This window comes from Segatella asaccharophila (assembly GCF_054687055.1).
Genome location: NZ_BAACAN010000003.1, coordinates 210,344 through 221,903 on the forward strand (window position 1 = coordinate 210,344; position 11,560 = coordinate 221,903).

Genomic DNA, 11,560 nt, shown 5'->3' on the forward strand with positions numbered 1-11,560 from the left:
AAGGAAAAAAGGAAGATGAAACTTAATTTGACAAAACCCCTCATCGTTTTCGATCTTGAATCTACAGGCCTGGACTTAATCCATGACCATATTATACAAATTTCTTATATAAAAGTTGAACCGGACGGCAAGGAAGAACGTGGAGACCACCTCGTCAACCCGGAAAAGCATATCCCACCTGAGGTAGTAGAACTCACGGGGATTGATGACGAAAAGGTAAAAGACCAACCTACCTTTAAGGAGTTGGCACCTAAACTGGCGGAGAAATTTAAAGGCTGTGACTTCGCCGGATTCAACTCAAATCGTTTTGACATCCCCTTATTGGCAGAGGAGTTCCTGAGATCCGGCATAGATTTCGATTTCTCCAAATGCCGGCTGATTGACGCCCAGACCATTTACCATAAGATGGAACAGCGCAACCTGGCAGCTGCATACAAATTCTATACGGGTCACAAAATGGAAGATGATTTTGTGGCGCATCGTTCTGACCAGGATACAGAAGCGACCTACAGGGTTCTGAAGGGTGAATTGGACAAATATGCTCCTGGTGAGCAGGAGGAACCGGAGCGGGTCCTGCATAATGACATGGATGAACTGGCGGAATTTTCCCGGCGGAACGACAATGTGGATTTTGCTGGCCGCATCATCTGGGAACCAATGGTAGATGGGAAGGGTAATGTCCTCAAGGATAAAGACGGACAACCGCTCAAGCATGAAGTCTTCAATTTCGGCAAATACCGGGGATGGGCTGTCTCTGACGTCCTGCACCGTGATCCGGGCTACTTCTCTTGGATTCTGAACAGTGATTTCACCCTTAATACCAAACAGGTTCTTACTCGCATCCGGCTGAAAGAAATCAATCATTAACAGGACCTACTCTATTATGCTAAAAGGAAAAAAGATTGTCCTGGGCATTACCGGCTCTATTGCTGCTTACAAATCTTGCCTGCTCATACGGGATCTGATCAGAAGGGGCGCAGAGGTTCAGGTAGTGATCACTCCTTCAGGAAAAGAGTTTATCACTCCGGTAACCTTGTCTGCACTGACTCACAAACCGGTCATCAGTGATTTTTTCTCCCAACAAAACGGCACATGGCACTCACATGTAGACCTCGGTCTGTGGGCTGATGCCATGGTCATTGCTCCCTGCACAGCCTCTTCGTTGGGAAAGATGGCCCATGGCATAGCTGACAATATGCTCATAACCACTTACCTGGCCATGAAGGCTCCTGTGTTCATCGCTCCTGCCATGGACAGGGATATGTACAGACACCCTGCCACACAGGAAAATCTCCGTATCTTAAAACACTACGGTAATCTGATCATAGAACCCGGTGAGGGCTTTCTGGCTTCTGGCCTGGAAGGAAAAGGCAGGATGGCAGACCCGGAGGTCATCACGGATCTTTTAGATCGCTTTTTCTATCCCAAAAAGGAAGAGCTGAAGGATAAAAAGATTCTGGTTACGGCGGGACCAACCTATGAGAATATTGACCCGGTTCGTTTCATAGGTAACTATTCTTCGGGAAAGATGGGATTCGCCGTGGCTGAGGAATGCTATGCAAGAGGAGCTGAGGTCACCTTAATTGCCGGTCCGGTCTCACGGTCCTGCCCCTCTGGAATTCGTCGGATCAACGTGACAAGTTGCCAAGAGATGTACGAAGCAGCCACGAAATATTTCCCGGACTGCAATGCGGCTGTCCTCTGTGCAGCCGTGGCGGATTTCAGGCCGGAAACGACAGCGGATACTAAAATCAAAAGGGGCAGTGATGAAATGTCCCTCAGGTTGAACCCCACCCAGGATATTGCAGCTACCCTGGGCCGGATGAAGAAATCTGGTCAGAGACTGGTCTGCTTTGCCTTGGAAACAGATCATGAAGAAACTCATGCAAGAGAAAAACTAACCAAGAAGAATGCAGATTTTATCGTCTTGAATTCCACCCGGAATCCTGGAACAACTTTTGGCTTTGACGAGAATCAAATCTCCATCCTTACAGCCTCCACAAGGAAGGACTATCCGCGCAAGCAGAAATCTGAAGTAGCGGCCGATATTATTGATGAACTTTCCAAATACTTGTGACCTGTACGATTCTGCTCCTGTCCTGCCTTTCATGGCAGACTTCAGTCTAAACAGATATTCACTGGCAGACATGCTGAAGGGAATTGAGAATCTGCAGGATAGGATGTTCCTCTTCAACAAGTTTTAAACCTTATAGAAAGGAATCTGGCACAATGCTCAAACAGTTGTATATCAAGAATTTCACCCTTATCGACGAATTGAATGTCAAATTCAATCCCGGCTTTTCCGTTATCACGGGAGAAACTGGTGCCGGTAAGTCGATCATCCTGGGCGCTATCGGCCTATTGCTGGGGAACCGGGCAGATTCCAAAACCGTCAAATCAGGATGCAGCCACTGCATCGTTGAAGCACATTTTGATCTGACGGGCTCTGACTTGAAGGGTTTCTTCCTCAAAAATGACATTGACATGGACCTGAAAGATACGATCATCCGACGGGAACTGACCGCTTCTGGAAAAAGCAGGGCTTTCATCAATGATACTCCGGTCCAACTGGTGATGATGCGTGAACTTGGAGAGGACCTTGTCGACATTCACTCCCAGCATCAAAACCTGCTGCTGAAAAAAGATGATTTCCAACTCGGCATCATAGACATTATTGCCAGCAACAAACCATTACTGGAAAGTTACCAAAAGGCTTATAGTGAATATCTGAAACTCCAAAGGCAGTTGGAGGAATTGAAGACTTCTATTGCCAATACCCGGCAAAATGAAGAATTCCTCCGTTTTCAGTATCAGGAAATAGAAAAAGTCAACCCTCAGCCGGGAGAACAAAAACAACTGGAACAGAAGGCGCAGACGATGAGCCATGCTGAGGAAATCAAATCAGCCCTGTACGCTGCTGACCAAACCATGAATGCGGATGAGCAAGGCATCGTAGGACAACTGAAATCGGCTTCTGAACAACTTCATCATATTGAGGAATTCTATCCGGACGCAGGAAAACTGGCTTCACGTCTTGACAGTTGTTATATTGACCTGAAAGATATATCTCAGGAGATCAGCAGTGAGGTTGAAAAAATCGATTTTGACCCTGCCGAACTGCAGAACCTTAATGAGCGGCTGGATACCCTCTACTCGCTTGAACAGAAATTTCATGCCAATAGTATTGACGATCTCCTCAAAATTCATGAAGATCTGAAGATAAAATTATCATCCATTGATAACAGTGATGACGAGCTGAAAGACTTACAGGATCAGGTAAACGCCAAATTGGCGGAATGTCAGGATAAGGCTGAAAAACTGACCACGAGCCGGACGGCCTCTGCCCGGACAGTAGAATCAGAAATGAAAAAACGCCTCGTTCCTCTGGGTATTCCACATATCCGCTTCCACGTACAGTTTCAGAAAAAGCCATTGAGTGAAAAAGGTTGTGATAAAGTTTCTTTCCTTTTCAGTGCCAATCAGAGTACACCGATGCAACCTGTCGCCCAGGTCGCTTCCGGCGGAGAAATTGCACGAGTCATGTTATCTTTGAAGGCAATGGTCAGCGGAGTAGTCAAGCTCCCCACCATTATCTTCGATGAGATTGATACCGGGGTCAGTGGAAAGATCGCGGAAAAGATGGCCCTGATTATGCGGGAAATGGGAAAAAACAGACAGGTGATCTCCATCACCCATCTGCCGCAAATCGCTGCGCTGGGCTCCACCCATTATAAAGTGGTAAAGGAAGAAACGGCCCGGGGAACGGTCAGCCAGATGCAACTGCTCACCTCCCAGCAACGGGTTCAGGAAATTGCCCAAATGCTAAGCGGAAGTGCAATTACGGATGCGGCCCTGGCAAATGCCCGTGATCTGCTCAAAAGAGCTGATGAGACCCGTTAATGCTTCTCCAGTAATAATGATAAACGAAACTACGGTATCGTAGATTCATAATAAAATGAAACTAATTGCTTTTAAATAGAATATGAAAAAAATAAAGTTCTTTTTATTCTTTCTCTTCCTTGCACTTACAACAGAAGTCCATGCCCAACCCGGCAGCGTGAAGAATGTGGAAAAATCTGTATTCACTCTTACGACCTTCGGCAAGGATGGATCCATCAAGTCCTCTTGCTGTGGGGTATTTATTGATAATCAGGGAACGGCAATAGCTCCATTTGCTCCTTTTGTAGGGGCTGACAGCGCTACGGTAATTGACTCAAAAGGACAGTCCATGCCGGTAGATTACATTATGGGAGCTGATGAAAATTATGATGTCATCAAATTCAAGGTCGATCATGCTACCAGAGGAACGGAGATTTCTCTCCAGCCTTCTCCGTCTGGATCAACCGTCTGGGTGGTGGCCTACTCCAATCAAAACCTGAATATTAAAAGCACAAAAATCAGTCGGGTGGAAAAATTCAAGACCTCATATAATTATTATGTGGCAGATTATGCCGCACCGGATACGGACTATGGCTGCCCTGTGGTCAATGAATCGGGTAAAGTGATCGGTCTGCTGAAATCACTTGACGCCAATACTGTTTCTGTCATTGATGCTCAATATATCAACATCTTGAAGGTAAACGCACTTTCCAGCCAGACCCTTACCGAGACTGGAATTCGAATTGGCCTGCCCGATACGGAACAGGATGCTACGACAGCCTTGTTCCTGGCTCGCAGCCAGCGTTCTAAGAGAGATAATTATAAATATGCCCGTGAATTCATTGAAAAGTTCCCCCATTCAGCACAGGGATACAAATCACTTGCTGAACTCTATACGGCTGACAGTCTTTTCAATGATGCTGATCGGGAAATGAAACTGGGGATAGATAAGACAACTCACAAAGATGAGGCTCACTCTAATTATGCCGCATTGATTTTCAATCAGTCCGTATATCACCCTAACCAGTATAAAGAATGGACTCTGGTTAAAGCATTGGATGAAGCAACTAAAGCCTATCAGATCAAACCGGATCCAGCTTATAAACATCAGCAGGCACAGATCATATACGCTCAGGGACAATATCAGAAAGCCTGTGATATGTTTAAGGATCTGACAAAGACTTCTCTGAACAATGGCGAATTATGGTTGGAATGTGCACAATGCAAAATTCAGTTGAAGGCTCCTTATCAGGAAGTCAAGACCCTCTTAGACAGTGCCATAATAATTTCATCAAAAACGGGAATGGCTGCCCCTTATTATTTAGCAAGAGGTCATTTCTTTGATGCAAATAAGCAGTACCGGCCAGCCATCAAAGACTATTATACTTACGATTCCTTAAGCCATACCCTCGACCCTGCATTCTTTTACATGCGCTATCAGTGTGAAGTAAATGCAAAAATGTGGCAGCAGGCTCTTCTTGACATTGCACGAGCATGTTATTTGAATCCGAAAGAACCTGTTTATCTGGCAAACTGGGCCTCACTCGATCTCCGGGTCAACCGTCTTGATGAAGCGGTCAGTACGGCTACTCAATGCACGAAGATAGCTCCCGAATATGCAGAAGGCTACCTCCTTTTAGGTCTTGCTCAGATTGAGAAAAAGCAAAAAGTCGAAGGCCTTCAGAACCTGGAAAAAGCAAAAAGTCTCGGAGACCCACGTGCCCAGGGATATATCGACAAAAATAAGTAAAGGAGGGAGTCTTGTTCATTTCCGCTAAAAAGAACAATGAATATAATGACCATAAAAGGTAGAAGCATTCACTCCTCTACCTTTTTCTTCTCGTCAACACCCCAGAAAATAATAATGGAAAAGTTTGGTAATCAATCAAAAAAGCAGTACCTTTGCACCACGAAATAACGGGATCGGTTCCGTAGCTCAGTTGGATTAGAGCAACGGCCTTCTAAGCCGTGGGTCCTGGGTTCGAACCCCAGCGGAATCACAACACACAAAAGCTAGCTACCTGTGAATCAAGTAGTTAGCGTTTTCAGTAAAAACAAACGTGACACAAACGTGACACAATAGATTCCAAGGAGTACAACAATTTGATTATAGTGTTTTCAGATCGCTTTCTTTATAAAACACTTGTCTGCCCACTTTATAATTTTTTAACACGCCTTCCCTGCACCAGCGCCAAAGTGTTTGCTTTGTCACTCCATGTTTTTTTGAAAACTCGTCTGCAGTGTACATCTTGTTATCAACTTTTTCCTGTGCCTTGATTTCTTCAATCAATTCCAAACAAAACTCCTTGAGATCAGCAGATGAGAGTACACATATCTGATCCTGATTGATTAATTTTTTTATGTCCATATTCGATATATTTTATAATTAAAAATTATACCGGACATGACTATATTTGTCAGCTCATTTTAACATTTTTAACATATACCTGTCGTGATTGTAACCACATTTCCACATTGGTTGATAATATCGGCGAATCGGTACCATGTGCATGAATTGTAAACAGTAAATTTTCGGAACCTTATAAGTAGTTGATGGAAAGATCAAAAGACTACTTTTCTCTCCTTATATTGCATATTCCGGCGGAATCCCGTTCACCTATTCCAGTGATATCCGTTCACTCAATTGTTGCTAATTCTTACCGGCTGTAAAATTAATATTTTTTTCTTAAACTTTCACCTTGCAAGTCAAATCTTATTGATTTGTGTGTCATCCTATCCAGGCAAGCTTCTGCGATCAGCTCACTCTGGAACACATTATACCAGTCAGACACAGGCAGCTGGCTGCACAGGATCAAGGATTTGAAGTTGTACCTGTCATCAATGATCTGCTCAAAGTCATTCTGTATATCACCGTCAACTTTCTGCATACCCCAGTCATCAATGATCAGGAGATCCTGACTGCCGAGCTTGCGGAAGAAGTTGTTGATACGGTTTTCCAGCCTGAGCATCCTCAGTGTACTGACAAGCATGTTTATGGTAAAGTACATGACCTTGAATCCCTGCCGGCAGGCCCTGTCACCGAGAGCACTGGCAAGGTAGGTCTTCCCTGTGCCGGCAGGCCCCGTTATGATGATGGTCATGCCATTCCTGAGGTACTCACAGGTACCCAGCTCGGCTACGGTAGCGGAGCTGACGCCTCTTGTGGTATCCGTTTCCAGGCTTTCAATTGACGCCTGCATCCTAAAATGTGCACTCTTGACCAGTCTTTTAATGCCATTGTCACGCCTGGTATCCCTTTCTGTCTGTATCATCAGCTGCATGCCGTCCCTGAGGGACGTACCGTCCAGCTTGTGCGTTTCCTCCATGGAAGTCCAGCATTGTGCCATTCCGGGCAACTTGAGCAAGTGCAGTGCCCTTTCCGTTTCATCTGTCATAATATAAAATTTTATAAGTTATTTATAATAGCCCGCACCTCTCATATTCTCATGATTGGAAGGTACCGGGGCATCGTTTGGAACATCTTCGGGGAGAAGCATGGGATTTCCCAGGATGGCTTCAAAACGTTTCCCGCTGTAGATGCCGTTGGTAAGGCAAAGGCGGCAGGTCTTGTCAAAACGATTCCGCTCACTGGTACTGCTCAGCCTCAGAAGCATGTCACAGGTCCTGTAATAGACCTCAGGGGGATTGGACGAACGTGTCGAAGAGAAAATCTCCTTGATATAGACACCAAAGGTGTCCGAAACCCTGCAGGCACGGCCGATATAGTATTCAGGGGACCTGTCCGTTATGATGCGGTTGTTTGATGCGAGATGCTCTCTGACGGTGGTATATCCCCAGCCGTATATCCGGGGATGGGTTGCAACGCATTGCCCGTCGATGTAGACTTTCACGATTGACCTGGTGAAGATAATACGGGCCTTTTTATGGAGATAGATGTAGGGTACCGAGTAATACCGGTGATCCCTGGATATCTCCACATAGCCATTCTGCTGTACGTGCACGTCCGCATAATACCTGATCTCATAGGTACCGGCCGGCAGCGGCTGCAGCTTGTCCTTCTCGACGGCACTGAAGCGCTCTTCCCTGCTGTATGGACGTTTCTGCATGCGGGTCTGGTTATGGTCTTTGAGAAGGGCCTGGACAGCCTTGTTTAAATCCTGCAGGGAGTAGAACTGGCGGCCACGGAGCCTTGCATAGATACGGCGGTAGACAAGACGGACCTCATCCTCTACCAGTGCTTTCTGCGTCGGTGATCTCGGCTGGCATGGCACGACGGCAAAATGGTAGAAGTTACCCATGTCCTCGAGTCCCTTGTTCAGCTTCGGCTCATACCGGTCTGCCTTTACCACGGCTGCCTTGAGGTTATCAGTAACCAGTATAAGGGGTACTCCTCCCATATATTCCAGACACATGCGTATGGCATGGACAAAGTCCTCAAGCTTCTGTGACGGAACGCATACGGCATAGGCATAGTCACTATAGGGCAGTGTTGCCACGAAGACCTCCACCTTAATGATTTCTCCGGTCTCCGGATCAACATATTCCAGCTTGTCTCCTGCAAAATCCACATACAGCTTCTCACCGGGCAGGTAAGTGTCAGTAAGGACCGCGGAAGGGCCCTTTGCCGCTACAAGATTCTGTTTCAGATGATAGAAAAACTGTGACTTGCCGTATCCGTCAGGATGACGCCCTATATATTCCTGCCATACCAGAAAACGGGTGACGTGTTTCTGGGACAGTGAGGCCTTCATCACAGGAAGTTCTTCCAGGAACGTTTTCATCCGGCTGTCGGTATAGGCAGGATTGCCCGCATGAAACCTCCGTTCAAGTTCTGGATCATCCATCTTTAGAAGCTGCCGGATATCCAGCCTGCCGTTCCTGATCAGTTGCATATAATTATTCACGGTTTCCTTGTTTATACCCAGTTCTAAGGCTATCTTCCGGTTTGAATGTCCTGCTTCGGAGAGTTGAAGCATCTGTTTAATCTTACTCATATCTACTATTATACCAGCCATATCTTTGCTTTTCAAATTGTTTGTAAAGCGGCAAAGATAGTGAGAATCGGCAACGTGAACGGACATGCTCCGGAAAAGATTATTTGTCAGCCGGTTGCGAACATAATATGAACGGCATTGCTCCGGAAAAAATAGAAAATTCCATCCGCCATTATCAAGTGAACGGATATGCTCCGGAAAAAGGCAATTCCTTTTCAAGGTGTATACTGAACCTGCCAAAAAAGCGGTGTATTTCGCTTCATATCGTATCATTTCCATCCTAATTTACACTTAAATCGGATGAACTGGATACCAGAATAGGAATAATGTAAAGTTTTAAGAAGCTACATTAAACCCGGATAAGTGGGTGGGTATAGTCCGGAATATGTACCTTATATTCCACCGGAAATAAAAAGAGGAATGAAATTCAAATCTCTCATTCCTCTTTCTGCAATCTCCCGATTGAATAATCAATCGTCAGTGCACGTATTGACTTTTTGGAAAGTCCTTTCGATATCGGCTGTATCCTTCGTATATTCTGGAAGATACTATCCCTTGACTTCCCCATGACTGACCATATCCTCACGGGGTTCACGTAAATGCATTTCAGGCTCTCTTCTGGGACTGAAACCCGGTCAGAGTCCTCACTGGGATATAGAAGGTAATTGTGTCTGAAATCTGGCGAACCAGCTCACGCCGATGAGCTACGATCCATACCTTCCCCAGTGTCCGGGCCAGCAGGTCTGAAACGACGGCTGCCAGCAGGTGTGGCTTCCCCGTACCTGTCGGCATCCTGGTCATCACGGACTGATGGGACGTGAAAGCCTCCTCAATACGCTGCTTCATGTCCTGCTGATAATCATAAAACAGGATACCTTTCATCATAGCATTAACAACTCAGGGATTTCAGACATGGCCGGCAAAAAATCAATGGGATCCTTGCTGATCAGAAAGAAAACGGCTATATTTACAAGGATTATATTCATTTAGAACGACTCTGTTTATAGAAAGGATATTCCCTCCCCTAAGGCTAAAAAGTTAAAAAATAGTCGATTTTATCAACCTAAATTTTGTTAATTGGATATTTAAAACTATCTTTGCAGAAATTCACCCACATATATGACACAGACCAAGGAAATAGAAGCAAAAATAGGCAACCGGCCGTATGACACGGTATTCTTTGTGTCAGACTTTGCCGTTGGCGGAAATGATGCCTATATCAGTCGTGTCCTGTCTAAAGATATGGTAGCCAGAGGTATCCTGCAGAAATTAAGCCGGGGCATTTATTACAAACCAAAAATGACGCGTTTTGGGCCATTGAAACCTTCGATGTGGCAAGTGGTGGAAGCCATAGCTCGAAGAGATAAGGCAGAAGTCCTGCCCACGGGTTTTACAGCTCTTAACCAACTGGGTATGTCTACCCAAATGCCGATGAAATTGGTGTATTTGACATCAGGTATGGCGCGTACCATTAAGATTGGACCACAGTCCGTAGTGTTCCGCCATGTATCACCCCGGAATTTTGCCTATAAGGGCAAACTTATTCCCATGCTTGTGCAGGCATTGAAGGCGCTTGGGAAAGAACATGTAACAGAAGGGCATAAAGAAATGATCAGGAAATTATTGAGGCAATATCCTGAACCGGACACGATTAATTATGACCTGACGCTGCCTCCCCGATGGATAAAGAAAATCTTTGTTGAATTAAAGAAATGAAAAAGACAACATGGCTTAATCTGAAAAAAGATGAGCGAAAAGCAATCCTCCAAAATGTCTCCGATACGAAGCATATCCCTGACTATGCAGTCGAGAAAGACTGGTGGGTGACAGCGGTGCTAAAAGCGCTGATGTTACTGGATTGTTCACGATACCTGTCGTTCAAGGGTGGAACAAGTCTCAGCAAAGGATGGAATCTCATTCAAAGGTTCAGTGAAGACATCGACATTGCTCTTAGCCATAGATTTTTTCGCCAACCCGTTGAAAATAACAACCAACTGAAGAAACTGCGTAAATCTGGCAGAAGGTATATCGACGAGGTCCTCTCGAAACAACTTGAAAAAGAATTGTCTGTCTTGGGTTTTTCCGGCTTTTCCGTTCATCCTGTTCTAGAGAAAAACAGTATTGCCGTTTCTTCGGATGCAGATCCTTCGATTATCATGGTAGACTATGAAAGTGTATCAGGCCATCAGTCCCAATATGTTCCTTCCTCAGTAAAAATTGAAATCAGTTGCCTCTCCATGGATGAGCCCGTGGAGAACAAAACTATCAAGACTCTGATCAGTAACATGTATCCGGAAATAGAACAAGATACAAGCTGTATAGTCCCTACTGTGATTCCTTCACGGACATTCCTGGAAAAGGCATTCCTTCTTTCAGAGGAATTTCAAAAGGTAAAGCCTCGCAGTTTGAGAATGAGCCGCCATCTTTATGACTTGGAAAAACTGATGGATACTGATTTTGCAAAGGAAGCACTGAAAGATAAGAACCTGTATGAGGCAATCGTGGAACATCGCATGAAATTTTATATGATTATCCTCAACTGAGTGATTTTCTTCAATCATAGGTTCTGTGCTGAAACGCCGGTCTATAGGACACAGCTGCAACAACTAGCCTGTCAAAAAGTCTGTCACCAAATGATCTTCGGTTGAACTTCCAGCAGAATTCATCCAGATAACTCTGAAGGAACTCGTCTTTGATGCCATGATACATATCAAGCAAAAGTGACT

General features: G+C 45.1%; 10 protein-coding genes, 1 tRNA gene and 1 pseudogene. 7 read left to right on the forward strand and 5 right to left on the reverse strand.

Features of this window, described 5'->3' with window-relative positions; genetic code table 11:
• Positions 1–15: 15 nt before the first annotated feature.
• The 5 genes from ACYRYG_RS03295 to ACYRYG_RS03315 all read left to right on the forward strand — a co-directional run bounded on the left by ACYRYG_RS03295 (position 16) and on the right by ACYRYG_RS03315 (position 5,879).
• Positions 16–867 (forward strand): exonuclease domain-containing protein, encoded by an 852-nt coding sequence (locus tag ACYRYG_RS03295; RefSeq protein ID WP_293420122.1) that lies wholly within the window; start codon positions 16–18, stop codon positions 865–867.
• Between the two features lie 16 nt (positions 868–883).
• A complete protein-coding gene (coaBC, locus tag ACYRYG_RS03300; RefSeq protein WP_294074726.1) occupies positions 884–2,077 on the forward strand; it encodes a bifunctional phosphopantothenoylcysteine decarboxylase/phosphopantothenate--cysteine ligase CoaBC in 1,194 nt (397 codons plus the stop codon).
• 152 nt (positions 2,078–2,229) lie between these two features.
• On the forward strand, positions 2,230–3,900 hold the full coding sequence (gene recN / locus ACYRYG_RS03305) for a DNA repair protein RecN (protein WP_293420128.1): 1,671 nt from the start codon (positions 2,230–2,232) through the stop codon (positions 3,898–3,900).
• Positions 3,901–3,982: 82 nt separating this feature from the next.
• Complete coding sequence (locus ACYRYG_RS03310; RefSeq protein ID WP_293422853.1) at positions 3,983–5,629, forward strand: tetratricopeptide repeat protein; 1,647 nt, start codon at positions 3,983–3,985, stop codon at positions 5,627–5,629.
• Between the two features lie 175 nt (positions 5,630–5,804).
• Positions 5,805–5,879 (forward strand) — tRNA-Arg (locus ACYRYG_RS03315).
• Between the two features lie 107 nt (positions 5,880–5,986).
• On the opposite strand, the gene ACYRYG_RS03320 is transcribed toward ACYRYG_RS03315, so the two are convergent.
• The 4 genes from ACYRYG_RS03320 to ACYRYG_RS03335 form a co-directional block, all read right to left on the reverse strand.
• Positions 5,987–6,247 carry a helix-turn-helix domain-containing protein gene (locus ACYRYG_RS03320; protein WP_293429061.1) on the reverse strand — a complete coding sequence of 87 codons (261 nt, stop codon included), beginning with the start codon at positions 6,245–6,247 and terminating at the stop codon, positions 5,987–5,989.
• A 304-nt stretch (positions 6,248–6,551) separates the two neighbouring features.
• Positions 6,552–7,274 (reverse strand): IS21-like element helper ATPase IstB, encoded by a 723-nt coding sequence (istB, locus tag ACYRYG_RS03325; protein WP_293423221.1) that lies wholly within the window; start codon positions 7,272–7,274, stop codon positions 6,552–6,554.
• A gap of 18 nt (positions 7,275–7,292) precedes the next feature.
• The gene (gene istA / locus ACYRYG_RS03330; RefSeq protein ID WP_293423219.1) at positions 7,293–8,855 is read right to left on the reverse strand and encodes an IS21 family transposase; all 1,563 of its coding nucleotides are present in this window, start codon (positions 8,853–8,855) and stop codon (positions 7,293–7,295) included.
• Between the two features lie 585 nt (positions 8,856–9,440).
• On the reverse strand, positions 9,441–9,719 hold the full coding sequence (locus tag ACYRYG_RS03335) for a DEAD/DEAH box helicase family protein (protein ID WP_293429063.1): 279 nt from the start codon (positions 9,717–9,719) through the stop codon (positions 9,441–9,443).
• Positions 9,720–9,953: 234 nt separating this feature from the next.
• On the opposite strand from ACYRYG_RS03335, the gene ACYRYG_RS03340 reads away from it, so the two are divergent.
• Positions 9,954–10,550, forward strand: a complete 597-nt coding sequence (locus ACYRYG_RS03340) for a DUF6088 family protein (RefSeq protein ID WP_294732233.1) — start codon at positions 9,954–9,956, stop codon at positions 10,548–10,550.
• On the forward strand, positions 10,547–11,377 hold the full coding sequence (locus ACYRYG_RS03345; RefSeq protein WP_460197602.1) for a nucleotidyl transferase AbiEii/AbiGii toxin family protein: 831 nt from the start codon (positions 10,547–10,549) through the stop codon (positions 11,375–11,377). The genes ACYRYG_RS03340 and ACYRYG_RS03345 overlap by 4 nt, the downstream gene beginning before the upstream one ends.
• Positions 11,378–11,387: 10 nt before the next feature.
• Here the strand turns inward: ACYRYG_RS03345 and ACYRYG_RS03350 are convergent.
• Positions 11,388–11,560: pseudogene (locus tag ACYRYG_RS03350) on the reverse strand (IS1595-like element ISPbu1 family transposase); the annotation flags it as partial.